Raw genomic sequence first — 24497 nt, 5'->3', positions numbered from 1 at the left:
TCGCCTGCTCATTCCCTTCTTCGTCATCAGCACATGCACTTATCCGAACTCAAGGCACTTCATGTAAGCCAGCTTCTCGACATGGCCATCACCAACAATGTCGAAGGCGCGAACCGATTGCGCAAGCACGAATTGATCTTCGCGCTCCTTAAGAATCAGGCCAAAAAAGGCGAGACCATCTTCGGCGATGGCACATTGGAAACCCTGTCCGACGGTTTCGGTTTCCTGCGTTCACCGGACACCTCGTATCTGGCCAGTACGGATGACATCTATGTCAGCCCAAGCCAAATCAGGCGTTTCAACCTGCATACCGGCGACACCATCGAGGGCGAAATACGGACGCCGAAAGACGGCGAGCGCTACTTCGCACTGGTCAAGGTCGACAAGATCAACGGCGAAGTGCCCGAGGCGTCGAAGAACAAGATACTGTTCGAGAACCTGACACCGCTTCATCCCGCTGAGCACATTCGACTCGAGCGCGACATCCGAGGCGAAGAGAACATTACCAGCCGCATCGTCGACATCATCGCACCGATCGGCAAGGGTCAGCGCGGCCTACTCGTCGCCAGTCCGAAGAGTGGTAAGACCGTAATGATGCAACACATCGCGCATGCGATCACGACCAACCACCCGGACGTGACCTTGATCGTTCTGTTGATCGACGAACGCCCCGAAGAGGTCACCGAAATGACCCGTTCGGTCCGCGGCGAAGTGGTCGCCTCGACCTTTGACGAGCCTGCCACGCGCCACGTACAAGTCGCCGAGATGGTGATCGAAAAAGCCAAACGCCTGATCGAACACAAACGCGACGTGGTCATCCTGCTCGACTCCATCACCCGTTTGGCGCGTGCCTACAATACGGTGCAGCCGGCTTCGGGTAAGGTTCTTACCGGCGGCGTCGATGCCAACGCGCTGCAGAAGCCAAAGCGCTTCTTTGGCGCGGCAAGGAATATTGAGGAAGGAGGATCGCTGACGATCATCGCCACTGCGCTGATCGATACCGGCAGCCGCATGGACGACGTCATTTACGAGGAGTTCAAGGGGACGGGCAACATGGAGATCCATCTCGACCGCCGCATGGCCGAGAAACGCGTTTACCCTGCGATCAATGTCAACCGTTCGGGCACGCGCCGCGAGGAGCTCCTGCTCAAACCCGACGTGCTGCAGAAAATGTGGGTTCTGCGCAAACTGCTCTACAACATGGACGATCTCGAAGCAATGGAGTTTCTGCTCGACAAGATCAAGGCGACCAAGAACAACGGCGAATTCTTCGACTCCATGCGCCGCTGAACCCAGCGACACCCCTTATTGCCAGTCGTCCATAGGCCATCCCCCCGGTGCCGGTCTGCCACGCCGGCGATTGCAGAGGCAAAAAAAATCGTCGATAATCGCCGTTTAGCCAAAGGAATCATGCTCCGCTCGTCCCTCCTTACCGTTTGGACTGACGGATCTAACACATACAGGAAATGTACCAGATGAAAGCCAACGTCCACCCTGCCTATAACGAAATCACGGTGACCTGCTCCTGCGGCAACACCTTCACCACTCGCTCGACGATGAAGAAGGCCTTACATGTCGAAGTGTGTGCGGCGTGTCATCCTTTTTACACCGGCAAACAGAAGATCATCGATACCGCTGGCCGTGTCGAGAAGTTCAATCAGAAATACGGGGCGATTCGCAAGTCGGCCTAGGTTACGCGCGGTCGACTTGAGTCGACACCGAAGGCAGGCAGCCCCGCGGCTGCCTTTTTCGTTTCACCCGCACCGGCACCAGCCGCCTTCAGATGCCAGACCACCCGGAGAATCTCCGCATTAGGGGAATTCCCTTGCCGCCCAGCGGCTTGACCTTGGCGGTCCTGCTCGTCCTCTACATTTTCACGGGTCTGGTCGGCCACGACCCATGGAAGAACGATGACGCGGTCACTATCGGCCTGGTGCACGACATCGTCACAAACGGCAACTGGTTGACGCCCAGCCTCGCTGGCCGCCCCTACCCCGACGCACCGCTTTATTACTGGATGGCAGCACTGGGTGGCCATGCCTTCTCGTGGCTTCTGCCAACACACGAAGGCGCACGCCTGGCCAGCGGCGTATGCACGCTGCTGGCTCTCGCCTTCATGCTGCTTGCCGCGCGCGAACTGCACGGCCGCGAGCAGGCACCGGCGGCGCCTCTGTTGCTGGCGGGCAGCATCGGTTTCCTGTTCCATGCCCATGAGGCGCAACCCATGCTGGCGGCGCTAACAGCGCATGCCGCCGCCTACTGGGGACTGGCACTGCTGAGTCGAAAGCCGGCGCTCGGCGCGGCCTACTTCGGTTCGGCGCTCGGACTGGGCTTCCTCGCCAACGGGTTGGCGCCGATGCTGCCGCTGCTGCCAGTGGCCATTGTGGTTGCCTGGCGCAGTTCGCCAAGGCGCCAGCAGTGGCTTCTCCTGCTTGGCTCCCTGTTGCTTGCGTTCGCGCTCGCCGGTGCGTGGCAACTCGCCTTGCTGGCCAACGCACCCGACTACCTGTCGGCCTTCTGGCGTAACGAGCTGATGCAGATGCGCGGCAATCTGCAGCCGCTACTCAATCTGTGGGGCTTTCTGACGATGCTCACGTGGTACGCGTGGCCAGCTCTGCCCCTCGCCGGTTGGACTCTCTGGGCCAAACGTCGACAGTTGTCGACGCCGGCCCTGGCCCTGCCGATTCTCGCTTTTCTGATTACGCTGGTCGGCATCAGCTATTCTTTCCCCGCCCGCAGTGCGCCGGCCCTGCTGTTCTTACCGCCACTCGTGCTGCTTGCCGTTCCAGGTGTCACTTCACTGCGCAGGGGAGCGGCCAACGCTTTCGACTGGTTCGGAATGATTACATTCAGCCTTTGTGCGGGACTGGTTTGGATCGCCTGGAGCGCGATCATCTTCGGCTGGCCAGCAAGGTTGGCCCAACAGGCCAGCCGGCTCGAACCCGGATTTGTCGGTGCGTTCAGCCTTCTTGGCGCCTCCCTCGCGCTGCTCGCAAGCCTCGTCTGGTGCTGGCTGATCGTCACCAGCCCGCGCTCGCCGATGCGCGGCATCACGCACTGGATGGCCGGCTTGACGCTCTTCTGGCTGTTGATTGCAACACTCCTGATGCCGTGGATTGACCACGGGAAAACCTACCGGCCGATGTCGGCGTCGCTGGCCATGGCCTTACCAAAGGAACACAACTGCATTGCCAGCGCCAATTTGGCCGATTCCCTTCTCGCTTCGCTGGATTACTTCGAGGGAATACGCACGCTGGCCGCGAGATCAGCCGCCGGCGCGCGCTGTGATTTGCTGCTGATCCACGGCTTGCCCAAGGATGGATGGCCGACGGTGAGCGACGGCTGGCGAAAGATCTGGGAAGGCGGTCGCCCGAGTGACCGGCGCGATAGTGAAAAACTTCGGCTATACCGCCGCGAGAGGCTGGAGGCGGCGTCGGCTGGCTGAGCGAAGCGCGGCGATCATCGGTCGTGCGCGTTCAAAGCTTGATGAAGTGCTCGCGGTAGTACTTCAACTCGGCAATCGACTCGCGGATATCAGCCAGCGCCGTGTGGTCTGCCCGCTTGATAAAACCCTTTGCCACATCGGGCTTCCAGCGCCGGCACAACTCCTTGAGCGTGCTGACGTCAAGGTTGCGATAGTGAAACCACGATTCGAAACGTGGCATGTATCTCACCATGAAACGACGGTCCTGCCCCACCGAGTTGCCGCACAGGGGACTGGCCGCCTGTGGGACGTACTGCTGGACGAAAGCGAGAGCGGCCGCCTCGACCGCCATCTCGTCGAGCGTGGACGACCTGACGCGTTCGACCAGCCCCGAGCGTGCGTGGGTTTTCCGGTTCCAGTCGTCCATGGCATCGAGACAGCCATCATCCTGGTGGACAGCCCACTCGGGTGATTCGGCAATCGTCGTCAACTTACTATCGGTCACGACGATGGCCAATTCAATGATCCGGTCGCGCTCCGGGTCGAGGCCGGTCATTTCCATGTCCAACCAAACGAGGTGATTTCCATCCAGTGCCATATAATCCGCCTAAACTTAAGAACTGGCATTGTGTCACAGTCCTATGGACAGCGTTCTCGCTCTGATCTTTCTGACCGCCGTGTCGGCAAGCTCCGTGTTGCGCCTGTGGCTGGCGCAGCGTCAGATCGCACACGTCATCGCACACCGAGGAGCGGTGCCGGCAGCCTTCGCCGATCGGATCGAACTCGACGCCCACCAGAAGGCTGCTGACTACACGGTGACGCGTACCCGCTTCAGCCGCACGGTTCTCGCCGTCGAAATGACTTTTCTACTAACCCTCACTTTCGGTGGCGGCCTTCAGTCTTTGCATGATTTCTGGTCGGCACGACTCGACGGCCTACCCTATGGCGTGGCGCTGGTCTTCAGCGTCGCCTTTTTGTCGGCCCTTATCGACCTGCCTCTGGCCCTCTACCGACAGTTCGTCATCGAGCAAAGCTTCGGTTTCAACCGTATGACCTTGGCAACCTTTTGCGCGGACCTGGCGAAGCAGACAGCGCTTGCTATCGTGATCGGTACTCCAGCTCTGTTGGCTGTTCTCTGGCTAATGGAAAGCATGGGGAGCGGCTGGTGGGTTTACGTGTGGCTCTTCTGGTGCGCGTTCAACCTGCTGATCGTTTTCGTCTATCCGACTTGGATCGCGCCCCTGTTCAACCACTTCGCGCCGCTCGATGACGCGGCCCTCAGGGCACGCGTCGAAGCGCTACTGGCCCGCTGCGGCTTTGCGAGTTCCGGGCTCTACGTAATGGATGGCTCGAAACGGTCAAGCCACGGCAACGCCTACTTCACCGGCTTCGGGAAAGCCAAACGCATCGTCTTCTTCGACACTTTGCTCGACCGCTTGCAACCGACCGAGGTGGAGGCCGTACTGGCGCACGAGCTTGGACACTTCAAGCTGCGTCACGTGCTCAAGCGGATCGGCCTGCTCTTCGCGCTTTCTTTGGTCGTCCTTGCCTTGCTCGGGCAACTGATCAACGCGCCCTGGTTCTACGACGGACTCGGGGTCCATAACCGCAGCACCGCGCTCGGCTTGTTGCTGTTCTTGCTCGCCAGCCCCGTTTTCAGCTTTCTGATGACACCGCTGCTGAGCCTCATGTCGCGCCGCGACGAATTCGCGGCCGACCGCTACGCCGCCGAAAACGCTTCGGCCATGAGCCTGGTCAGCGCGCTTGTGAAACTTTACGAAGACAATGCGGCGACCTTGACTCCCGACCCGCTGCACTCGCTTTTCTACGATTCCCATCCGCCCGCCGCCCGGCGTATAGCCTGCCTGCAGGCGGCATAACCCCGATCGGAGAGCTAGCCCGATGACGACCGAACTGCCACTGGCGCAACAATGCTGCCGCACTTTGCGCGGTAGCGAACATCTCGTCGATCCCGCCCAGGCCTCAGCCCTGCTTAGCGGACTGCCGGGCTGGACGATAGACGAGCAGGGTGCGGCGCTGCGCAAGGATTTTGCCTTTGCCACTTACGCGGCCGCGCTGCTGTTCGTCAACACCGTCGCTTGGCTGGCCGAACGCGAAAACCACCATCCCGAACTGCGAATCGGTTACGGCCAGGTCAGCGTCAGCTACAGTACGCATGACGTGGGTGGGCTATCGCGTAACGATTTCATTTGCGCGGCCAAAATCGAAGCGCTGGCAGGAATTTGAGGCTTGCCGGCACCATCGTTGCCGCCTACGGACGGCAATATCGAGTCGAGCTGGCCGACGGCGCGCTGCTGCTCTGTTTTCCACGCGGCAAGAGAAGCGAGCTGGCCTGCGGCGACCATGTCAGCGTGCAGCGCACGAGTCCCACTCAGGGTGTGATCAACTCGCTTGAAGCGCGCACTACCCTGCTTTACCGCTCGGACAACGTCAGGCAAAAGCTGATCGCCGCCAACGTGACGCAGATCATCATCGTCGTCGCCACCGAACCATCGTTTTCCGACGAATTGATCACCCGCTGCATCGTCGCCGCCGAAAATCAAAGTATCAGGGTCGTGATCGTGCTGAACAAGTGCGACCTGTCCGAGCGTGTGGCCGCGGCGGCGGCAACGCTGGCCCCGTTTGAGCAATTAGGCTACCCGGTAGTGCAGCTTTCCGCCCTCGCCGAAGGCACGCGCCTGCAGCCTTATCTGCGAGAGCAGACCAGCCTGCTGATTGGTCAATCCGGAATGGGCAAGTCGACGCTGATCAACGCGCTCGTCCCTGACGCCCAGGTGGCAACCCGGGAGTTCTCGCCAGCATTACAGGCTGGCAGACACACGACGACGCGAGCCCAGCTTTATCGCCTCAGTACGACAACGGCCCTGCTGGACTCGCCGGGTTTGATGGCTTTCGGCTTGCGACATTTGTCGCGCAACGATATTGCACAAGGCTTTCTCGAACTCCGCCCACTGCTTGGTCAGTGCCGCTTCCGTGACTGCCGGCACGAGACGGAACCCGACTGCCGCGTGCAGGCGGCTCTGCGACATGGCGAAATCGACCACCGGCGTTATGCTGCCTTCCGGTCGCTATGCGCCGAAATCGTCTGGCGATCGTAGCAATATTCACCAACCAATAGTGAAGGTCACGATCATCGGCCCCACACTGAGCCCTCCCCGGAATGCGGGTAGGCCGAGGTTCGTGGTCCACCGTGCCGCCTTTCACATTGTCCCGAGAGGAACTTTCCGATGAGCGACATCGACATTCGTCGACCACATGGCAAGAGCCGCGCCGAAGCCCGCGCCTCAGCTGAACACATGGCTTCCGAGCTGAAGGAAGAGTTCGACCTGGATTACGCGTGGGACGGGGATGTCATGCGCTTTCAGCGGCCCGGCGTCTCTGGCGAGCTGTCGCTCGACGCCAAGGAAGTCGCCCTGCACATCCGTCTCGGATTCCTGCTCTTCGCACTCAAGCCACGTATAGAGCGTGAGGCGCAACGCTTTTTCGACGAGAACTTTCCAATCTGACTGACGGCAGCCGACGAGAGGCGCCGGTTAGCGTCCGTCAGCGCGCTCTCAGATCGTCGATCAGGGCAACATACTGCTGCTTTGCCTCGTCGGAGGCCGTGCCCTTGAGCGCCGCCCAAGCGTCGAACTTGGCTCGCCCAACCATGTCGGTAAAGCCCGGGCGCCGGCCCTCGACATCGCCCTCGCTCGCCTGCTTGTAAAGCGCATACAGTTTCAGCAAGGTGGCGTTGTCGGGACGTTCACTCAGGGTCTTCGAGCTGGCAACGGCGGCTACGAATCGGGCTTGCAGTTCACTCATGTTCAACTCCTTCGCACGCTGATCGGATGGAAATGGCTTGCTATTATATGGGCTTGCCATTTTCCGGCGGAGCAGACTCGATGCGCTCGCGCGAAATCATTTCCCACGTCGACACGGCCTGGTTACGCATGGACCGGCCGGAGAACCTGATGCAGATCCTCGGCGTCATGCTTTTCGGTGGCCGCATCGACGCCGAGCGTCTCAAGCGCACCGTCGCTTCGCGTCTACTGCGTTACCGACGCTTCCGTCAGATCGCGCGGCTGGATTCGGACGGCGCGTGGTGGGTAGACGATCCCGACTTCGACATCGACGCACACGTTCGCCATTCGCTGCTCCCGGCCCCTGGTGGTAAACACGAGTTGCAAAAGTTCGTCGCTGAAATGGCCAGCACACCACTCAATGCAGCGCGGCCTCGCTGGGAATTCAACGTCGTCGAAACGGCTAGCGGAAACTCGGCACTCGTTGTCCGCATCCACCACGCCATCGCCGACGGGATCGCGCTGATTGGCGTCATCAACTCGCTGACCGACGAACAGCCCGACGCTCCGGAAGACGGTGGGTCGGCGGATTCGCTTTTCGCATCAGCGGCCAGCGCCGACGACGACGAAGACGATACCGGCGACCGTGTCTGGCGCCTGATCCTTGAACCGCTGAGCGAGCTGGCACTGACCTCGATACACGTTGGTGGCCATCTTTGGGGCCAATACCTCGGTTTACGTCGAGATCCCGGAAGGCTGCGCAACTACGCTCGTGCCGCCGGAGCCCTCGCCCGGGAAATCGGCCAACTCGCCTTGCTGCCCAGCGACAGCGCGACACGCTTCAAGGGCAAGGCGGGAACGGCAAAACGCGTGGCTTGGTCAGAGCCGATCTCACTGCCCGACATCAAGGCCGTCGGCAAGGTTCTTGGCTGCTCGGTAAACGACACCCTGCTTTCCTCCGTCGCCGGTGCCCTGGGCGGCTACTTGGCGGCCAAAGGCGACCGTGTCGGCTCGGTGGCCATCCGCGTCATGGTGCCCGTCAATCTGCGGAGGCCTGGAGACATCGAGGAGCTGGGCAACCGCTTTGGGCTCGTCACCCTCGACCTGCCTATCGGCGTGGCAAATCCACTCGCCAGGCTCTATGCAACGCGCGCCAGAATGGCGGAACTCAAAGGATCACACCAGGCGATGTTGACTTTCTCCCTGCTCGGCGCGGCAGGAATGGCGCCTCAGTTCGTTCAGGACAAGGTGCTCAAACAGCTCGCCGACAAAACGACGGCGGTGATGACCAATGTCCCCGGCTTTCAGAAGACCCGCTTCTTTGCCGGCAGCAGGATCGCACAACAAATGGTCTGGGTACCCCAGGCAGGCGATATCGGCATGGGAGTCAGCATTCTCTCCTACAACAACTACGTACAATTCGGACTGATCACCGACAAGAGCATGGTCGACGACCCGGAAAACATTGTCGACCGATTTGCCGACGAGTTCGAAAAACTGCTCTGGCTCGTCCTGCTCGAACCCTGGGATCGTCTCGGCTTTCCGCAGGCCGTCGAAGAAGACGTGCTCGCCCTGATCCGACGTTGAGCAGCCGCGGACGGTGCGATGGCATGCTCGGACCGGGCACGCCATAGGGTTCAGTCCGCCAGTTCCTCTTTCGCTGCTTCGACGTCGAGACGCTCCATGGCGTCCATCGGTACAAACGCCGCAGCTTCCCGATAGAGACGTTCGGCGTCCTTCATCCGCGCCTTGCCAAACATCATCAGCAAAGCGTTCGCATATTCGATGCGAGTGATCGCCGAGTCGGGATTGAGCTTCAGAGCGGTTTCGAGCAGCTCGTTGCCCGTACTCTTCTTGGCCCCGTAAGTCAGCCCGCCGACCAGCGCCCCGACCTTGTCAATGACTTCGGCGTGATAGGCGCCGAGCGCGACGTGCGCATCAGCGTGTCGGGGTTCGATCTCCAGGGCCTGCGTCAGACTGTGCTTTATCTTTCCGCCAAGCCCTTGCGCCAACGCCTTGACGACCGAGATGCTCTGGCTGTAGCGACCCAGCGCGAAAGCGTGAAGATACCAGGCGTTGGCGTCGCCTGGCCTCTTTTCCTGTTGTTCCTCGCAACGCCGAGCGACTTCCAGCAGCAAACTGCGCTTGCGCTCGTCGTCGCGCTCCAGGTAGGTGGCATAGATCGCAGCGGCCTTGTTAGCCACGTTGTAGCCGGCAATTCCACACGTCAAACCGCTTTCCACAGCTTTACCGAATTCGCCCGCGTGGTAGCTGCGCCAAGCATCCTGGACCTTGGGATCGGTCGGGAAGGGTTCGCAGTCGCCGCGATGCAGGCGCCCCCAATGCTGTTCGAGAGCCGCCCCGGGGAAACCGTAAGCCGTGTCGGCGTAGGGAAAGGGTATCCAGGCCATTGATCGTCCTCCAGATGAATGAAATGTTGCCGCGCTGACGTCAGGATCCGACGTATTCGCGTGACAGCTTGTCGAGCAGACTTCGCGCTTCGCCAAGGAGAAACGGCGACAACATCGCCATCACCTGGTACACACCGCGCCCGATCCGATCGCTTTCGAGCTTGCCTCGCGGGTCACGTGCGTACTCGAAGGACAACCAATAAGTCGCAATCACCGCCATGTTCGTCGCCAGCGCACGCACCTGCTCGCCGGTGGCGCGCATTGCCCCGGCCAACACCAGTCCGTCGCACAGCTTCGTCGCCGTCTGCACCTTGTGTGTCAGGATCTGCTTGAAATGGATTTCCAACAAGCGATTGCGCGTCAGCAAGTCGTTCAGATCGCGGTAAAAAAAGCGATACTTCCAGATCTGCTCGAACAACAGGTGCAGAAAAAGCCAGATGTCTTCGATGTCGGTAAGCCGGCGCGCCGGAACGGCAAGCGTTCCCTCCATCTCCCGCTCGAACGACGCGAAGATCGTCTCGATGATCTCGTCCTTGTTGTGGAAGTGGTAGTACAGATTACCGGCACTGATATTCATCTCGTCGGCGATGACCGTCGTCGTCACGTTCGGCTCGCCGAAATCATTGAACAGGCGCAGGCTCGTCTCGATGATGCGTTCGCGCGTTCGCCGCTTGGGTTTGCTCTCCATTCGCCGCCCCTCATCCGCCGTGAATGGCGAGCATATCACTGCCGATCCGGCCAGGAAATGCCGGCCGCAGAATTCGCGCCGCGACCTGCTGGATCAAGTCCGCGTCTGCAACCACGCCTCCAGGTCGCGCAACGAGGAATCCAGCGCCGAAGCGCTGGCCGCCAGATCCGGGCGACGCCGGCGTGATAACAGCGAACGGCTATGATCCTTCAAAACGCCCAGGTTGAGATGGATGCCATGGCGCTCGAGAATCGGCCGCAACTCATGGCGACGCCGATACAGGTCGCTGCGCGTGCGTTGATAGGCGTGCTCGCAAAGCCGGCTGCGGCCGCGGTAGCTAAAGACGTTCGTGAAGAACATGTCCGCGTCGTCGCGCGTCGGTTCGAACAGAATCACGTCCTTGCCCTCGAACTCGAGTCGGTAGCGATCCATTCCGGTACGCATCCGCGAGTGGATGATGGCACGAAACGTTTGCGACAGAACCACCGGCAGGCCGCCGTCGACCAGATAGGCCGGCTCGGGTCTCGTCTTCTCCTGCGCCGCACGTTTGGCGGCCAATCGGGAGTCGAAGGGCACCAGCGGATTGAGGCAGATCACCAGGTCGGCCCCTTCGTGCAGCGCCACGGAAGCGTGCAGCGTCTTGATCAAGGCACCGTCGACAAAATAACGATCGCCGATCTTGACCGGTGGAAACAGGCCAGGTAACGCGGCGCTGGCCTGCACGGCAACCGAAATCGGGACGTCATCATGCCCTGAGGAACCGAAAGCCACCGACTCGCCGGTGTCGAGATCGGTCGCCACGATGAACAGCCGATGCTTCAGCTGGCGAAAATCGTTGCTCCGCCCCCCCGTCGAAAACAGCTTCCGAAGCAGCTGATCGATGCCCGCGCTATCGAACAGGCCAGCCGGAATGGCGTGGCTGAGCGCCTGAAAGGCCTCGACCAGACGAAGGTGCCAAGGATCGGATAAATACTGCCGCAGGGAGGACCAGAAGAGCAGCGGTACCGACACGGCGCGTCGGAAATACTCGCCGAAAGCCGGGCGCAGCAACATCTCCGGATCGAAGACCTGGTCAGAGTCGTTCTCGACGAGCATTCGTGCCAGTGTCGCAGGCCCCAGCCCATTGGCCACCGCAGCCGAAATGAAGGCTCCGGAACTGACCCCTACATAGATGTCGAAGTCGCCGAAATCGACGCCGTCGAGCGCCTCGGCCAAGGCGGCCATGGCGCCCACTTCGTAAATACCGCCCACCGGGCCACCGCCGGCAAGAGCCAGTCCGACCTTCGAAGATCTCAATGCATCTGCCATAGTGCAAAGCCTCGGCCAGGAAGCGCGCCGTCCGGGCGGCGCTACAGGCTGCCTTTCGGCGCCTTCACGTTAGGATAGGAAGATGACGCCGGCCGCTCGCGCGACATCGTCGCTCCCAAACGTCGCAGAAAGGATCCCTGGCGCGCCATAGGAAACCTACGGCACCAGTTCTCCGCTCAAAGAGGAACCCGGCAAGTCAAACGAATGTGCCCGACGGGAGACAAACCATCACATTGACCGCCCCAACGCCGCGCAACCGCTTGGGCCTTCGACGCACATCGGCGCCCTCGCCTCGCGCTGCAGTCAACCCGCTCTCGGCGCCCTGCGTCACGCAGCAGGGGGAGGCTGGAGCTTGCGGCCAACCGACCCTGGACCTCGCGCCGCGTGACTGGACCCAGCCCCCACGAGCGAATCGATCACTCGTTACTTTGCGGAAGGGTGTTGAGCACGTCGGCCGGCGTTACCGGAGGAGCCGACTTGGCGGCGGCCGGCCGGCGGGTAGCCGGCCGGCGGGCTGCCGATTTGGCCGCTGCCGGCTCGGCCGACGTCGGCTCATCTTCTGCCACCGGCTTGGCGGCCGCCTTGGCCACAGCCTTCCCCTCAGTCAGAGCTTGCACGGCAGCACTCAGCTCGACGACGCGCTTGGACAAGCTGTCGATATCCTGTCTGCTCGGAACGCCAAGGCTACCCAACGCACGAGCCACGCGATCCTCGAACACCTGCTCGAGACGATCCCACGTGCCTGCGGCTTTGCCGGCCACCTGGGCAATTTTCTCGTCGGTAATTTGGCGCGTCTTCGCCTGAATGCTCTCGCCTTCCCTGACCAGTGCGTCGAACACTTTGCCGCCCTCTTCCTGCGCTTTGGCAAAAGCTCCCAACCCGGCCAGCCAAATCTGCTGCGCCGATTCCTTGACTGTCGATGCCAATTGGTTTTCCGTTAACCCACCAGCCAATTCTTTGAGTTTCTTGCCCATTTTTATCTCCTTTAAGATCATCGTCGAGAGGTCAACAAGTTTTTCACTTGCCCTAGGAAGCCAGTCTAGTGACAATATCTAGAGTACGCACACTAAAGGCCTGGAAAGTGGCCTCTAGACGGCACCAGTCTACCAAAAACATGCCAACGCGGAGATGACCATGAACTCAAGGAGACAGCGATGAATTACTTCGTGACCGGCGCCACCGGCTTCATCGGCAAACGGCTCGTCGCCAAACTGTTGAGCCGCCCCGACGCCGTCGTGCACTTTTTGACTCGTGCCGTCGAGCTACCGCGACTCCGGCAGCTATACGAATACTGGGGCGCCGACGAAACGCGCGTCGTTCCGGTCGTCGGCGACCTGACGCAACCGGAACTCGGCGTCTCGACGGCCGACAGGGACAAGCTCAAGGGCAAGATCGACCATTTCTTCCACTTGGCCGCGATCTATGACCTCAAGGCGAGTGCTGAGGACCAACAGCGCGCCAACGTGGACGGCACGCGTAACACGGTCCGCCTGGCCGAGGAACTGGGTGCCGGGCATTTCCATCTGGTCAGCTCGATCGCGGCAGCGGGTCTTTTCGAAGGTTTGTTTCGTGAAGATATGTTCGATGAGGCGGAGAACCTCGAAAACCCCTACTTCCGTACCAAGCACGACTCTGAAGGAATCGTCCGTAAGGAATGTAAGATCCCGTGGCGGATTTTCCGACCGGCGATCGTCGTCGGAGACTCGCGCACGGGCGAAATGGACAAGATCGACGGGCCCTATTACTTCTTCAAGCTGATCCAGAAAATGCGCCGGATGTTTCCGTCGTGGATGCCGACCATCGGTATCGAAGGCGGCCGCATCAACGTCGTTCCGGTCGACTTCATCGTCGCCGCCATGGACCACATCGCACACCTGGAGAACGAAGACGGCAACTGCTTCCATTTGACCGATCCGACGCCCATGCGAGTCGGTGACTTGCTCAATACTTTCGCGCGCGCCGCACACGCCCCGGAAATGGCGATGCGCGTCAATGCCGCCTTGCTGGGTTTTATCCCGCGCTCCATGCGCAAAGCCATGTTTGCCCTGACGCCTGTTCGTCGTATCCGCAACGCGGTGATGAAGGATCTCGGCCTACCCGACGACATTCTTGATTTCATCAATTACCCAACCCGTTTCGATTGCCGGGAAACGCAGCGTGCCCTCAAGGGTACCGGGATCTCTGTCCCGCCGCTTGACAGTTACGCCTGGCGCCTGTGGGACTACTGGGAACGCCACCTCGACCCGGACCTGTTCATTGATCAGACGTTGCGTGGCCAGGTCGAAGGTAAGGTTGTTCTCGTCACCGGCGGCTCTTCCGGAATCGGCAAGGCGACTGTCCGCAAGATGGCCGAAGCGGGTGCGATTGCGGTCACCATTGCCCGTGACACGCAAGCACTCGAAGAAACCCGACGCGAGTTCGAAGCCGATGGTCTGCGCCTGATCACGCATGCGGTAGACGTTGCCGATCCGGAGCAATGCGCGCGTTTCGTCGAGCGCATGACCGAGGAACATGGTGGCGTCGACATTCTAGTCAACAACGCGGGCCGGTCGATTCGCCGCGGTATCGAGACTTCCTTCGATCGCTTCCACGACTTCGAACGTACCATGGAAGTCAACTACTTTGGCGCATTGCGCCTGACGATGGGCTTCCTGCCGGGAATGATCGCCAAACGCAAGGGACACGTCATCAATATTTCGTCGATCGGCGTCCTTACCAATGCCCCGCGCTTCTCGGCCTACGTTGCCTCGAAAGCGGCGATGGACGCCTGGGCTCGTTGTGCCGCGTCCGAGTTTGCCGACCGCGGGATCGAGTTCACAACCATCAACATGCCGCTGGTCAAAACGCCGATGATTGCGCCGACTAAGTTGTATGACCAGGTTCCGACGCTGTCGCCAGATGAAGCCGCCGACATGGTCGTCGAGGCAATCATCCACAAGCCGGTGCGAATCGCCACCCGGCTGGGAATATTCGGCGCCCTGCTCCACTCGCTGACGCCGAAAGCTGCTCAGATCATGATGAATACGAGCTTTCGGATGTTCCCGGATTCGAGCGCGGCGGCACAAAAGAAGCAGGAACCGGCAGCGCAGACGGCCGACCAGATCGCTTTCTCGCAAATCATGCGCGGCATCCATTTCTAGATCTTTTCATGAACACCCCCGTCCCTCCTGGCGCCGTACCCGGCCACAACGCACGTCAACTCTTGAAGGAACTGCAGGACAAGTTCCCGGTATTCCGGGACTGCCTGCCGCTCGCCATCGGCATCGACAAGCAACTCCTGGCGCGGCTGCCCGCTCTCAACCGCAGTGAACTGCGTACTGCACTGGGGATCCACACGCACTCCCTGCGCTACCTGAAGACAACCGAACGTGCCACCGTACGCGTCGACCTCGACGGCAATCCGGCCGGCGAGGTTCTCGCAACTCATCGGCTTCATGCCGCTAAACTGGTCAAGGAGCGTTTGCAGAAGCAGGCCGAGCAACGCCAGGCAAAGCGCGAAGCAGAGACCCTGGCGCGCCAGCACGCGCAGAAGCTCGGCCAACTCGTCGAAAAGTTCGGCCGCCACAAGTGAGCCGACGCTGAAAACACGCCGCAGACTATGGGCCATCTGCTCAAGGACAGCGCCCCACTCGAGTTGTACGCCTGGCTGGACGAGGACGCCGAGTTGCCAGGTTGGGATGTCCTGGTCGGCAATCCCTTTGGCAAATCGCTACCCGAAGACCAGTTTACGACCGTGCAAAACTATTTTGCCGAGTATCATCTGGAGTACTTCCGTCAGCGCGTCTATCGACACTTCCCGAGCCGCCTGCATGCCCTATTGTTGTTCGCCACCCGCGTCGACGCGGAAACCTTTCGCGCCAAGCACCCGGCGCGAGTCTTCGGACGAACACTGGTGCAGGCGCGCAGCACTGGCGCCTACCTGTGCTCGTTTCACGATTCGAGCTGGCTCGACTACCTGCGCCTACCCCACAGTTTGAGCCTGTCTACCCTCGACACCATCGCCAACCATTACTGGCAAGGCGCTCTGGTTGAAGAAGCCGGGTTGACCTTCATGAACGAACGCTGGCGTGAGCCACCGGTCATCGAAGCGCTTTTTCAGGGAACGCTGGAGGCCGTAACGCCGCCCCAGCAAAGCGGCTGGCTTCCCGGCTTCGGCTAACACTGGACGGCCTCGGAGCTCCGACTGACCGACTAAGCGCTTGGCCGTCGCAAAAAATCGGCCTTAGGCTTGTGGCTGTTCGGGGCGCAAGTTAGAATGCCGGGCTCGCTTCGCCAAGCGAATGGCAACATTTTTCCATCTGGCACCGGCTCTATCAAACTGGGGCTGTGCCGCTATTCACGAAAGAGAGTTTGACATGGCGATCAATGTTGCGCAGAAGGCGCAAATCATGGCCGACTACCAGCGTGCGGCCGGAGACACCGGTTCCTGCGAGGTTCAGGTAGCCCTGCTGACCGCACGCATCAATGACCTTACTGGCCATTTCAAGGAACACAAGAAGGACAACCACTCGCGTCGCGGCCTGTTGCGCATGGTCAGTCGGCGACGCAAGTTGCTGGACTATCTGAAGCGCACCAACGTCGATTCTTACCGCGCCTTGATACAGCGTCTCGGCCTACGCAAGTAAGCCGGCTCACCGGTCCGCGCCGCGGTCGGACATGCCGGCAACTCGAGAAGCCGTCAGCGGCGCAGCCCGTTTCGGGCTGCGCCGCTGTTTTTCGCCATGGCGGCTCGCTTGGCAATTGGTGCGTTCGTCGGTTGAATGGCCGGCCGGAGTCGTGGGTAGGCGCGCGCCAGACTATTGAGAAAGGAAACAATGTTTACTATCGTCAAGAAAACCTTCGCCTACGGCGCCCACCAAGTGACCCTGGAAACCGGCGAAATAGCACGCCAGGCCAGCGGCGCGGTCATGGTCTCGATCGACGACACAGTCGTCCTGGTCACCGTTGTCGGCAACAAGATGGCCAAGCCGGGTCAGGATTTCTTTCCTTTGACCGTTGATTACATAGAGAAAACCTATGCCGCTGGCCGAATTCCAGGCGGCTTCTTCAAACGCGAGGGCCGCCCTTCGGAAAAGGAAACTCTCACCTCGCGCCTCATAGATCGTCCGCTGCGCCCGCTGTTTCCGGAAGGTTTCTACCACGAAGTGCAGATCGTCGCGACTGTGATGTCGCTAAACCCCGAGATCGACCCCGACATTCCGGCAATGATCGGTGCGTCGGCCGCACTCTCGATTTCCGGCATTCCCTTCGACGGTCCTATCGGTGCTGCCCGCGTTGGCTATATCGACGGCCGATATGTTGTCAACCCGACCGCGACGCAACTCAAATCGAGCCAACTCGACCTGGTGGTCGCCGGCACGCAAGCGGCCGTCCTGATGGTCGAATCAGAGGCCCTGGAGTTGTCGGAGGAGGTCATGCTCGGCGCTGTCGTTTACGGGCACCAGCAAATGCAGGCGGTGATCGACGCCATCAACGAACTAACCGATGAAGCCGGCAAACCCGAGTGGGACTGGGCACCTGCCGCCAGAAACGAGGCAGTGCATGGCAAGCTCAACCAACTGGTCGAAGGCGAACTTCAGGAGGCCTACCGGATCACCAGCAAGCCGTTGCGCAGCCAGCGCCTAAAGGAGATCGCTGCCTACGCGGTCGAAGCCTTGACGGCCGACGACAATGCTCCGGACGCCAACGCGATCAGAAACATGGTGGCGGACGCCGAGGCCCGTATCGTTCGCGGTCGTATCCTGGCCGGCGAACCAAGAATCGACGGCCGCGATACGCGAACGGTCAGACCGATCGCGATTCGTTCGGGTGTCCTGCCGCGGGCACACGGTTCAGCACTGTTCACCCGTGGCGAGACGCAGGCCATCGTCGTGGCGACTCTCGGCACCGGTCGTGACGAGCAGATCATTGACGCTCTGTCGGGGGAATACCGCGAACGCTTCATGTTGCACTACAACTTTCCACCCTACGCGACCGGAGAATGCGGCCGTGTCGGCACACCGAAGCGCCGAGAAGTCGGCCACGGACGCTTGGCCAAACGTGCCTTGCTCGCGGTGCTACCGTCGCCTGAAGACTTTTCGTACACCATACGCGTTGTCTCGGAGATCACCGAGTCGAATGGATCGAGTTCTATGGCCAGCGTGTGCGGTGCGTCTCTGGCGCTGATGGACGCCGGCGTACCCCTCAAGGCGCACGTCGCCGGAATCGCCATGGGGCTGATCAAGGAAGGCAATCGCGTTGCCGTACTGACCGACATCCTGGGCGACGAAGATCATCTCGGCGACATGGACTTCAAAGTGGCCGGCACCGAAGCCGGTGTCACAGCGCTGCAGATGGACATCAAGATCCAGGGCATCACCAAGGAAATCATGCAGGTCGCCCTGGCGCAAGCCGGTGAAGCCCGACGGCACATCCTGAAGCAGATGCAGGGCTCGATGTCCGGACACCGTGACGAGGTATCGAGCTACGCACCCCGACTGTATACGATGAAGATCAACCCCGAGAAAATTCGCGACGTGATCGGCAAGGGTGGCGCAGTAATTCGCGCCATCACCGAGGAAACCGGAACGACCATCGACATCAAGGACGATGGTACGATTACCATCGCCTCAGTCAGCGGTGACGCCGCCGACGCCGCCCGGGCCCGCATCGAATCGATCACCGCCGACGTTGAAGTAGGCAAGGTCTACGACGGCACCATACTCAAGTTGCTGGACTTCGGGGCCATCGTCAGCATCCTGCCAGGTCGAGACGGCCTGCTGCATATTTCTCAGATCGCCAACGAGCGCGTCAATGCGGTTGCCGACTACCTCAAGGAAGGCCAGAAAGTGCGGGTCAAGGTTCTGGAGGCAGACGAGAAGGGTCGCGTTAGGCTATCGATGAAAGCACTGACCGCCGAAGAAGGAGGCGGTGCAGCGCTGGCCGGTGGATCGTAACGACAAGGCGACGTGGTAGTAAGAGGTAGGTAGAGTCAGGTAGCCAAAACAGAAAGAGGACGCCGAGGCGTCCTCTTTCTGTTTTGGTTGGTCGCGGATGCCGCCAACTACCAGGGGCGAGGTACTACTTCGCGATCTGCTTCTCGCGCACTTCTTCCAGCGTCTTGCAGTCGATGCAAAGCGTGGCCGTCGGGCGCGCTTCCAGCCGCTTGATGCCGATCTCCACACCACAGGCCGCGCAGTAGCCATAATCGCCGCTTTCGATACGATCGATGGTTTCCTCGATCTTCTTGATCAGTTTGCGTTCGCGATCACGGTTGCGCAGTTCGATGGCGATGTCGGTTTCCTGGCTGGCACGGTCGTTGGGATCGGCGAAAACAGTCGCCTCGTCCTTCATTGTGTGCACCGTGCGCTCGATGTCTTCCATCAACTGCCGCTTGAGAGTCTCCAGGATGCCGCGAAAATGGTCCAGTTGCTCGCGGTTCATGAACTCCTCGCCCGCTTTCGGTACATAAGGTGTGAAATGCTTGTACAGCAACTCTTCAGCCATATCGGAAAACCCTGTTCTTACGGATTGCAAAAATTTGATTAAATACCAGAAATAGCCTCGCCTGGCAAGGGTACAACCAGCGTGCGCAGCGACTGCGGCTCGACCGGCATCGGCAGCGGGCGCTAGATACGAAGAGCACGGCGGCATTGAGCGGTGACGCTCAGCCGTCGCCGTCATCACCGGACAGCCTCGCGGGCCTGGCCGCATAGCGCGTGCGCAGCGCCATCGCCATCTCGAAGGCCGCCTGGGTAAACGCCAGAATCTCGGCAAATTCTTCGTCGCTGAGTCCTCTGGCGTCGTCATTGCTCCGATAGACGTTGACGAACTGATGCTCGCGCACCGTCTGCAAGACGAGCTTACCCACCCCGAGGGCCTCGAGGCTCTTCCAGAGCTCCGGATTCGAACTACGGGTAAGGCCGATGACGAACCCGATCGGGTCACTACGGCCGAAAACCGCCGCCAACCGCAGAATCAGTTCGAAAGAGAGCGCGATACGGCCGTTCTCCAAGGCTTCAATCAACGACGGATCCTTGAGATCGATGGCCGCACCGACTTCGGCGATCGTCAGGCCCGCCGCCTCGCGCATGGCGCGGATTGCCTCGCCGGTCTTGCGCCAGGCGGTCGGCTCGCCGACGCCTGGCAGGACGGCTTTGACGACTTCACTCGCCGCCTCGAAAGGCTGTCCGTGACGCAACGCTCTCGATACCTTGCCCGCCGTCTGCACGGCTCGCCCGGCGACCCCCGCCGCCGAACTGATGTCCAGCAGGCGGCCTGCCATTGCGCGCACCTGGTCGACCAGTCCGGGCTCGGAGGGAGTCGCTGCCGATTTGGCGGCGGCGAGTTTCTCCGGCCCCCGCTTTGCAGCCGCGGGTTTGCGTTTCGCTGGCGACGGCAGAGGATTGGTCATCAGGCATCCTTTCCGAAAAGTCCGCGTTTGCCTCCTGGCGCCCGTCAGAAAGCTTAACCCGGGGCCGGGAGAACCAGCACAAGCGTCATTGCGTCAAACTCCCAGCACGTGACCAGTACTATACATCGACCAGAAGTCCCCGAGCTTACTCAGCAAGAAATCGGCGCCCAAGCGCGGCGCTTGCGAAGGAGCAGCGCGACGAGACGAGGCCGGAGATCTCGCCGCGGGCGCGCGGCCCTTTCGAACCTGACCCGGCCAGTGCCGATCGCTTCCAGCAAAGCCAAACCACGGCCACGCACCAAATGGCTCTCACCAGCAGTGAGAATAATGTCGCCGGCTTCGCCTTCGACGGTCAGCCAAAGCACGCCGGCAGTACAGATCACTCGCATCCCCTTGGCCGACAGCAGGCGAAACGGCACGTTGTCGGCCAGGCAGAGTTCATTGTTGTAAAGATCTTGATCCATCGCGCCATCTCCTTCGGTTGTCTTGACCTGGAGCAGTGTAAGCCGGCGAACGGATATGGTACAGTGACAGAAAAGATGAATTGTAACCAGAACAATCATAAAAAATAACAACTGTTCTTATCAGATCGATCCAAAACTGTACTTGTAAAGAATAAATGGACCATCAACTGTTACGCTACGAAAAACTGGCCGAGGATCTTAGCGGGATCATCGTCGCCGGCAACATTCGGCCCGGCGAGCGACTGCCTTCGGTACGCCGCCTATCGCGCGAGCGGCGTCTGTCCGTATCGACGGTACTGCAAGCGCTGAGACACTTGGAAGATAAAGGACTCGTCGAGGCACGACCGCAATCCGGCTATTTCGTACGCCACGCGGCGGCACGTCGGGAGCCACCCACGGCGCGTTCGACGCCCGACGAAGCGGTCCCGGTAGACGTAAGCCAACGCTTGATGCGCGTGCTGCAAAGCGGCATGCAGCCGGGCGTGGCGCCGCTTGCCGCCGCCCTGCCGGACGCCGCGCTGATGCCGGTGGCGGCGCTACGGCGACTGTACGGCGGCGTCGCCAGGCGTCATCCACGACTGCTCGAAGGCGCCAGCCACATCAACATGGACGAACCGGCACTGATCCGCCAACTGGTCCTACGCTCGGTAGGCTGGGCCGGGCCACTGGCGGCCAGTGAATTCGTGATCACCAATTCCTGCACCGAGGCGCTCGGACTGTGCCTACGCGCCGTCACCCAACCCGGCGACACAGTGGCGGTCGAATCGCCGGCCTATTACTTGATGCTGCAACTGATCGAAACACTCGGTTTGAAAGCACTCGAAATTCCGACCGACCCGCGCAACGGGATGTCTATCGAGGCGCTCGATCTCGCCACGCGCGACGGCCGCATCGCGGCCTGCCTGTTGGTACCCAATGCCAGTAACCCATTGGGCAGCGTGATGCCCGACGAGAACAAGCGTCGCTTGGCCAAGCTGACGGCCGACCGCGGCGTGGCGCTGATCGAGGACGACATCTACGGCGATCTCCACTTTGCCGGCGAGCGCCCGCGACCGATCAAGGCGTTCGACCGGGTGGGCAATGTGATGCTCTGTTCGTCCTTTTCCAAGTGTCTGTCGCCAGCCCTGCGAATCGGCTTCGTCGCTGCCGGACGCTACCGGTCGCAAGTCGCCTTGCAGAAGACGATCACCAGCGGAGCGACCAATCCGGTCACCCAGATGGTTCTCGCCGAGTACCTCGAATCGAGTGCCTACCAGCGCCACATGCGCGGCTTGCGACGCACCTACGAACAGCAGGTCGATGCGATGATCGCCTCGGTAGCGCGACACTTTCCCGCGACGACGCGCATCACGCAGCCACAGGGAGGTTTCGTCCTGTGGGTCGAACTGCCGGAGGAGATCGATACCAGCGCGCTCCACGGACGCGCCGTCGCGGCCGGTGTCGCCTACGTGCCAGGCGAACTCTTTTCTGCCAGCGGCATGTATCGCAATTGCCTGCGACTCAATTGCGGCAATCCCCACACGCCGCAGATCGAAGACGCGGTGCGGCGGCTCGGAGCGCTGATGGCGCCGTCGGCCTTGCCACCGGCGGCCGCTTGAGAAATCCCCTGCTTCCACCCGACAGCCGGATCGGCGCCGTCGAACCTAGGCACCGCGCCTAGCGCCGATCACGGTGCGAGATCTCGACGACGCGCGCGCCGCGCTAGCTGATCAACCAGTTCGCGGGCCGCGACACGGTTCCCGTGATCGAGATTGGCGTCCCACTCGTCAAGCAGATAGACTGGACAATCGGTTCGCGCGACGATCTCCCGCAGCGCCTGTAGTTGCCTTTCGCCCGATGAGTAGGCTTTCTGCTCCGCCGCCTCCAGTCCGTCGATCTGTTCGGGATCCTCGATGCGCTCGTCCGTATCGCCGGTCGCATGGATCCGCTTCGGGGTAGCGGCAACCGACGCGTCAGCGTTGAACTCGAAAGCCAGGCAGTCCTGCGTCGGTCAGTAGTAGGCCTTGCCACGCAACTGGCATTCAAGGGCCGAAAGCAGGGTGGACCTGCCCGTACCATTGCCGCCGTGCGCCCACCAGCCGGGTAGGCTGCGCGAGGACACAGTGCACGGCGTCGGCCAGCAACGCGCAGCGGCGCTCTTTGTTCCCCTCCCTGAGAACGAGGTGCCAGAATCGCTCGAATCTGCGCTACCATGGCGTCGCCCAGACGTTGGCGAAAGTCCCGTTGCCAGATCGTGAAGTTGTAGCGGTTGCCACTGAAAACCTTGTCCCAGGCGTTGTAGCTGCGCGCCCGCATGCGGTTGGTCGTCCGCTGGTTGTGCAGAAAGGCTGCCGCGAGCGGTTTTCTCAGCAGCCACTGCAGTGTGGCCAGAACGACGAATACGGTAGCGTAGGCAAGCGGCAAACCGTTCGAAACCGAGAACCAGCGCGTTGAAGAGCAATTGGAAAGACAGTCGCAGGTAGTACCGCAGGTTGTAGATCAGGTCGAAGCCGATATCGAAGGTTTCGCTGGTAAGAAAGGGCTCGAGCTGCTCGCGCACCCCGGCATCGGCCAGCAAGGCCGTCTGGAAGCGGTTGCACCGCGCAAAATCGAGCATATAGCAAGCGTAGGCGGCAAACCCCACGCGCTCGGCGAAGATCCAGCCTACCGCCCCGGCGACGTAGGAGACGGTTTGCGAAAGGATGATCTCGACGAAATCGCTCGCCGAGATGTGCTCCTCGGAAATATCGTGAGCAATCTGTATCACCAGCCAGGTTGTCGTCGCACACCTGCTTGCTGAACGATGAACAGTACCAGCATGCCGAAGGCCGCCGGGCTGACGAAATAGCGAAGAAAGTCTCCGGGCTTGAAGGTGGCTAAGTGCGGCAAGGGAATCGGCGCTCAGAAGGCCAGAAAACCCGGCCGGCAAACAGACTGGGGGAAAGCCCGGCCTGCCCAGTGCGGAAGGTTCTGGCGGCCAGAATCGATTAGATCAAAGTGGACCCCATGAAGCACCGAAAGCAGACTCGCGCCTGCTTTCCGTGTCATTCTCACGACAGGTCCGGCCTGTCGAACGCCATCACTTCGGCGCCGGCTTCCTGGATTTTTTCTCGGTGGCCGTATAAAGCTCCAATGGGAAGGTTAATGAAAACATTCAACGGCCCAGCGAGTAAACGGCGCGTAAAGCAAACGCCTCTCGCACGCTTCGGCAACAGGTTTCTTTCTTCTATCGGAGCACCTGCGGTTTTCCCGCCAGATGGCCGCATCGTGCGAGAACGCCCGCGACGCAACTCATTCGTCGAGCGGCACGGCCTTGAACGCGTCGCTCGCCTCGAGCCGCTGCGCCAGCGCACCGAGCGCCGGATAGTCCGCGCTTGGCCACTCGTGCGGCAGAATGTAGCGCACGAAGCCAATCCCGGCGACCGTCGTGACGTCGGCCTGCGTCAGGCGGTCGCCGACCAGATAGTCGCCTTCGAGCCGCTTTTCGAGCATGGCGAAGGCCTGCCGCATCTGGCCGCGCAGACGCTCCGTCCACTCGGGCCATTGCCGTTCGTCCGGCCTCTTGCGCTCGTACTCCATGGCCACGGCTTTCTCGGTCGCCACGATCGCCAGGGCCATCAACTGCTGCACCCGCCACCGCTCCGCTCCGCAACGCGGGATGAGTGGCGAAACACCGCGTTCAACCGCCAGTTCGTCCAGATAATCGAGGATGTAGGCGCTCTCATAAAGCGTCTCGCCACTCGGCAGTGTCAGCATCGGCACCTTGAACAAGGGATTGATCGGCCGCATTGCGTCCATATGCCTGAACACCGAAAGCGACAGGTGCTCAAACGGTAGCCCGTAGAGGTGCATCGTCACGGCGACCCGCCGCACGAAGGGTGAATCGTAAAGGCCAAGCAATTGATAAGGTGCCGCTTCCGTCAAGTTCGTCATGTGTTTCTCCGATCGTCAAGGGTATGCGCTCAGGAATGTTGGATGTGGCTGTCGATCAAAGAGTCCCGACCGTAGACGCCAAGCCCTCCGCCGAT

General features: G+C 60.9%; 25 protein-coding genes. 14 read left to right on the top strand and 11 right to left on the bottom strand.

Features of this window, described 5'->3' with window-relative positions; genetic code table 11:
* Positions 1-33: 33 nt before the first annotated feature.
* From rho to Q1M07_RS12900, 3 genes are all read left to right on the top strand, one after another.
* A complete protein-coding gene (rho, locus tag Q1M07_RS12910; protein ID WP_300454310.1) occupies positions 34-1290 on the top strand; it encodes a transcription termination factor Rho in 1257 nt (418 codons plus the stop codon).
* 185 nt (positions 1291-1475) lie between these two features.
* Positions 1476-1691, top strand: coding sequence for a 50S ribosomal protein L31 (gene rpmE / locus Q1M07_RS12905; RefSeq protein ID WP_015767774.1), 216 nt, complete (start codon positions 1476-1478; stop codon positions 1689-1691).
* Positions 1692-1783: 92 nt separating this feature from the next.
* Positions 1784-3445: a glycosyltransferase family 39 protein gene (locus Q1M07_RS12900; RefSeq protein WP_300454307.1), complete on the top strand. Its 1662-nt coding sequence runs from the start codon at positions 1784-1786 to the stop codon at positions 3443-3445.
* Between the two features lie 31 nt (positions 3446-3476).
* On the opposite strand, the gene orn is transcribed toward Q1M07_RS12900, so the two are convergent.
* The gene (orn, locus tag Q1M07_RS12895) at positions 3477-4022 is read right to left on the bottom strand and encodes an oligoribonuclease (protein ID WP_300454306.1); all 546 of its coding nucleotides are present in this window, start codon (positions 4020-4022) and stop codon (positions 3477-3479) included.
* A gap of 43 nt (positions 4023-4065) precedes the next feature.
* On the opposite strand from orn, the gene Q1M07_RS12890 reads away from it, so the two are divergent.
* The 4 genes from Q1M07_RS12890 to Q1M07_RS12875 all read left to right on the top strand — a co-directional run bounded on the left by Q1M07_RS12890 (position 4066) and on the right by Q1M07_RS12875 (position 6951).
* Entirely contained in the window at positions 4066-5304 is a 1239-nt protein-coding gene (locus tag Q1M07_RS12890; RefSeq protein ID WP_300454351.1) for a M48 family metallopeptidase, read from the top strand.
* A gap of 22 nt (positions 5305-5326) precedes the next feature.
* The gene (locus Q1M07_RS12885; protein ID WP_300454305.1) at positions 5327-5671 is read left to right on the top strand and encodes a 4a-hydroxytetrahydrobiopterin dehydratase; all 345 of its coding nucleotides are present in this window, start codon (positions 5327-5329) and stop codon (positions 5669-5671) included.
* On the top strand, positions 5668-6543 hold the full coding sequence (gene rsgA, locus Q1M07_RS12880; RefSeq protein WP_300454304.1) for a ribosome small subunit-dependent GTPase A: 876 nt from the start codon (positions 5668-5670) through the stop codon (positions 6541-6543). The genes Q1M07_RS12885 and rsgA overlap by 4 nt, the downstream gene beginning before the upstream one ends.
* 129 nt (positions 6544-6672) lie before the next feature.
* Positions 6673-6951 carry a polyhydroxyalkanoic acid system family protein gene (locus tag Q1M07_RS12875; protein WP_300454303.1) on the top strand — a complete coding sequence of 93 codons (279 nt, stop codon included), beginning with the start codon at positions 6673-6675 and terminating at the stop codon, positions 6949-6951.
* Positions 6952-6988: 37 nt separating this feature from the next.
* Here Q1M07_RS12875 and Q1M07_RS12870 read toward each other — a convergent pair whose 3' ends face one another.
* Positions 6989-7249: an acyl-CoA-binding protein gene (locus Q1M07_RS12870; RefSeq protein WP_300454302.1), complete on the bottom strand. Its 261-nt coding sequence runs from the start codon at positions 7247-7249 to the stop codon at positions 6989-6991.
* A gap of 80 nt (positions 7250-7329) precedes the next feature.
* Between Q1M07_RS12870 and Q1M07_RS12865 the strand changes: the two genes are divergently transcribed.
* Complete coding sequence (locus tag Q1M07_RS12865; RefSeq protein ID WP_300454301.1) at positions 7330-8814, top strand: wax ester/triacylglycerol synthase family O-acyltransferase; 1485 nt, start codon at positions 7330-7332, stop codon at positions 8812-8814.
* A gap of 50 nt (positions 8815-8864) precedes the next feature.
* Here the strand turns inward: Q1M07_RS12865 and Q1M07_RS12860 are convergent, their stop codons facing one another.
* The 4 genes from Q1M07_RS12860 to Q1M07_RS12845 all read right to left on the bottom strand — a co-directional run bounded on the left by Q1M07_RS12860 (position 8865) and on the right by Q1M07_RS12845 (position 12608).
* Positions 8865-9638: a hypothetical protein gene (locus tag Q1M07_RS12860; RefSeq protein ID WP_300454300.1), complete on the bottom strand. Its 774-nt coding sequence runs from the start codon at positions 9636-9638 to the stop codon at positions 8865-8867.
* 40 nt (positions 9639-9678) lie between these two features.
* Complete coding sequence (locus tag Q1M07_RS12855; protein ID WP_300454298.1) at positions 9679-10326, bottom strand: TetR/AcrR family transcriptional regulator; 648 nt, start codon at positions 10324-10326, stop codon at positions 9679-9681.
* A 93-nt stretch (positions 10327-10419) separates the two neighbouring features.
* Complete coding sequence (locus tag Q1M07_RS12850) at positions 10420-11634, bottom strand: patatin-like phospholipase family protein (protein WP_300454297.1); 1215 nt, start codon at positions 11632-11634, stop codon at positions 10420-10422.
* 416 nt (positions 11635-12050) lie between these two features.
* A complete protein-coding gene (locus Q1M07_RS12845; RefSeq protein ID WP_300454296.1) occupies positions 12051-12608 on the bottom strand; it encodes a phasin family protein in 558 nt (185 codons plus the stop codon).
* 180 nt (positions 12609-12788) lie between these two features.
* Between Q1M07_RS12845 and Q1M07_RS12840 the strand changes: the two genes are divergently transcribed.
* From Q1M07_RS12840 to pnp, 5 genes are all read left to right on the top strand, one after another.
* The gene (locus Q1M07_RS12840; protein ID WP_300454294.1) at positions 12789-14774 is read left to right on the top strand and encodes an SDR family oxidoreductase; all 1986 of its coding nucleotides are present in this window, start codon (positions 12789-12791) and stop codon (positions 14772-14774) included.
* A gap of 8 nt (positions 14775-14782) precedes the next feature.
* On the top strand, positions 14783-15205 hold the full coding sequence (locus Q1M07_RS12835; RefSeq protein ID WP_300454293.1) for a ProQ/FinO family protein: 423 nt from the start codon (positions 14783-14785) through the stop codon (positions 15203-15205).
* A 27-nt stretch (positions 15206-15232) separates the two neighbouring features.
* The gene (locus Q1M07_RS12830) at positions 15233-15793 is read left to right on the top strand and encodes a hypothetical protein (RefSeq protein WP_300454292.1); all 561 of its coding nucleotides are present in this window, start codon (positions 15233-15235) and stop codon (positions 15791-15793) included.
* Between the two features lie 196 nt (positions 15794-15989).
* Entirely contained in the window at positions 15990-16259 is a 270-nt protein-coding gene (gene rpsO, locus Q1M07_RS12825; protein WP_300454291.1) for a 30S ribosomal protein S15, read from the top strand.
* Positions 16260-16448: 189 nt separating this feature from the next.
* Positions 16449-18569 (top strand): polyribonucleotide nucleotidyltransferase, encoded by a 2121-nt coding sequence (gene pnp, locus Q1M07_RS12820; protein WP_300454290.1) that lies wholly within the window; start codon positions 16449-16451, stop codon positions 18567-18569.
* Positions 18570-18693: 124 nt separating this feature from the next.
* Here pnp and dksA read toward each other — a convergent pair whose 3' ends face one another.
* The 3 genes from dksA to Q1M07_RS12805 form a co-directional block, all read right to left on the bottom strand.
* Positions 18694-19119: an RNA polymerase-binding protein DksA gene (gene dksA, locus Q1M07_RS12815; protein WP_300454350.1), complete on the bottom strand. Its 426-nt coding sequence runs from the start codon at positions 19117-19119 to the stop codon at positions 18694-18696.
* Between the two features lie 160 nt (positions 19120-19279).
* Positions 19280-20026, bottom strand: coding sequence for a helix-turn-helix transcriptional regulator (locus Q1M07_RS12810; protein WP_300454288.1), 747 nt, complete (start codon positions 20024-20026; stop codon positions 19280-19282).
* A gap of 149 nt (positions 20027-20175) precedes the next feature.
* Positions 20176-20601, bottom strand: a complete 426-nt coding sequence (locus Q1M07_RS12805; RefSeq protein ID WP_300454287.1) for a DUF2917 domain-containing protein — start codon at positions 20599-20601, stop codon at positions 20176-20178.
* 44 nt (positions 20602-20645) lie between these two features.
* Here Q1M07_RS12805 and Q1M07_RS12800 point away from each other — a divergent pair, with 44 nt between their 5' ends.
* Positions 20646-22088, top strand: coding sequence for a PLP-dependent aminotransferase family protein (locus Q1M07_RS12800; RefSeq protein WP_300454286.1), 1443 nt, complete (start codon positions 20646-20648; stop codon positions 22086-22088).
* 392 nt (positions 22089-22480) lie between these two features.
* Here Q1M07_RS12800 and Q1M07_RS12795 read toward each other — a convergent pair whose 3' ends face one another.
* Together Q1M07_RS12795 and Q1M07_RS12790 are read right to left on the bottom strand one after the other, a co-directional pair.
* Positions 22481-23398: a hypothetical protein gene (locus tag Q1M07_RS12795; RefSeq protein WP_300454285.1), complete on the bottom strand. Its 918-nt coding sequence runs from the start codon at positions 23396-23398 to the stop codon at positions 22481-22483.
* 362 nt (positions 23399-23760) lie between these two features.
* The gene (locus Q1M07_RS12790; RefSeq protein ID WP_300454283.1) at positions 23761-24402 is read right to left on the bottom strand and encodes a glutathione S-transferase family protein; all 642 of its coding nucleotides are present in this window, start codon (positions 24400-24402) and stop codon (positions 23761-23763) included.
* Between the last annotated feature and the right edge of the window lie 95 nt (positions 24403-24497).

It is taken from the genome of Accumulibacter sp., assembly GCF_029255285.1.
GTDB lineage: Bacteria > Pseudomonadota > Gammaproteobacteria > Burkholderiales > Rhodocyclaceae > Accumulibacter.
Note: the sequence above shows the minus strand (reverse complement) of the source record. Positions and strands in the feature narration are given on the sequence as shown.

What these genes read in the sequence shown, in the direction of transcription:
- Q1M07_RS12885 (WP_300454305.1), top strand. Translation starts at nt 5,327, where the DNA reads ATGACGACCGAACTGCCACTGGCGCAACAATGCTGCCGCACTTTGCGC.
- Q1M07_RS12855 (WP_300454298.1), bottom strand. Translation starts at nt 10,326, where the DNA reads ATGGAGAGCAAACCCAAGCGGCGAACGCGCGAACGCATCATCGAGACG.
- Q1M07_RS12890 (WP_300454351.1), top strand. Translation starts at nt 4,066, where the DNA reads ATGGACAGCGTTCTCGCTCTGATCTTTCTGACCGCCGTGTCGGCAAGC.
- Q1M07_RS12870 (WP_300454302.1), bottom strand. Translation starts at nt 7,249, where the DNA reads ATGAGTGAACTGCAAGCCCGATTCGTAGCCGCCGTTGCCAGCTCGAAG.
- dksA (WP_300454350.1), bottom strand. Translation starts at nt 19,119, where the DNA reads ATGGCTGAAGAGTTGCTGTACAAGCATTTCACACCTTATGTACCGAAA.
- pnp (WP_300454290.1), top strand. Translation starts at nt 16,449, where the DNA reads ATGTTTACTATCGTCAAGAAAACCTTCGCCTACGGCGCCCACCAAGTG.
- Q1M07_RS12835 (WP_300454293.1), top strand. Translation starts at nt 14,783, where the DNA reads ATGAACACCCCCGTCCCTCCTGGCGCCGTACCCGGCCACAACGCACGT.
- rpmE (WP_015767774.1), top strand. Translation starts at nt 1,476, where the DNA reads ATGAAAGCCAACGTCCACCCTGCCTATAACGAAATCACGGTGACCTGC.
- Q1M07_RS12800 (WP_300454286.1), top strand. Translation starts at nt 20,646, where the DNA reads ATGGACCATCAACTGTTACGCTACGAAAAACTGGCCGAGGATCTTAGC.
- Q1M07_RS12860 (WP_300454300.1), bottom strand. Translation starts at nt 9,638, where the DNA reads ATGGCCTGGATACCCTTTCCCTACGCCGACACGGCTTACGGTTTCCCC.
- Q1M07_RS12850 (WP_300454297.1), bottom strand. Translation starts at nt 11,634, where the DNA reads ATGGCAGATGCATTGAGATCTTCGAAGGTCGGACTGGCTCTTGCCGGC.
- Q1M07_RS12790 (WP_300454283.1), bottom strand. Translation starts at nt 24,402, where the DNA reads ATGACGAACTTGACGGAAGCGGCACCTTATCAATTGCTTGGCCTTTAC.
- Q1M07_RS12900 (WP_300454307.1), top strand. Translation starts at nt 1,784, where the DNA reads ATGCCAGACCACCCGGAGAATCTCCGCATTAGGGGAATTCCCTTGCCG.
- Q1M07_RS12830 (WP_300454292.1), top strand. Translation starts at nt 15,233, where the DNA reads ATGGGCCATCTGCTCAAGGACAGCGCCCCACTCGAGTTGTACGCCTGG.
- Q1M07_RS12845 (WP_300454296.1), bottom strand. Translation starts at nt 12,608, where the DNA reads ATGGGCAAGAAACTCAAAGAATTGGCTGGTGGGTTAACGGAAAACCAA.
- Q1M07_RS12810 (WP_300454288.1), bottom strand. Translation starts at nt 20,026, where the DNA reads ATGACCAATCCTCTGCCGTCGCCAGCGAAACGCAAACCCGCGGCTGCA.
- Q1M07_RS12875 (WP_300454303.1), top strand. Translation starts at nt 6,673, where the DNA reads ATGAGCGACATCGACATTCGTCGACCACATGGCAAGAGCCGCGCCGAA.
- Q1M07_RS12865 (WP_300454301.1), top strand. Translation starts at nt 7,330, where the DNA reads ATGCGCTCGCGCGAAATCATTTCCCACGTCGACACGGCCTGGTTACGC.
- Q1M07_RS12840 (WP_300454294.1), top strand. Translation starts at nt 12,789, where the DNA reads ATGAATTACTTCGTGACCGGCGCCACCGGCTTCATCGGCAAACGGCTC.
- orn (WP_300454306.1), bottom strand. Translation starts at nt 4,022, where the DNA reads ATGGCACTGGATGGAAATCACCTCGTTTGGTTGGACATGGAAATGACC.
- rho (WP_300454310.1), top strand. Translation starts at nt 34, where the DNA reads ATGCACTTATCCGAACTCAAGGCACTTCATGTAAGCCAGCTTCTCGAC.
- rpsO (WP_300454291.1), top strand. Translation starts at nt 15,990, where the DNA reads ATGGCGATCAATGTTGCGCAGAAGGCGCAAATCATGGCCGACTACCAG.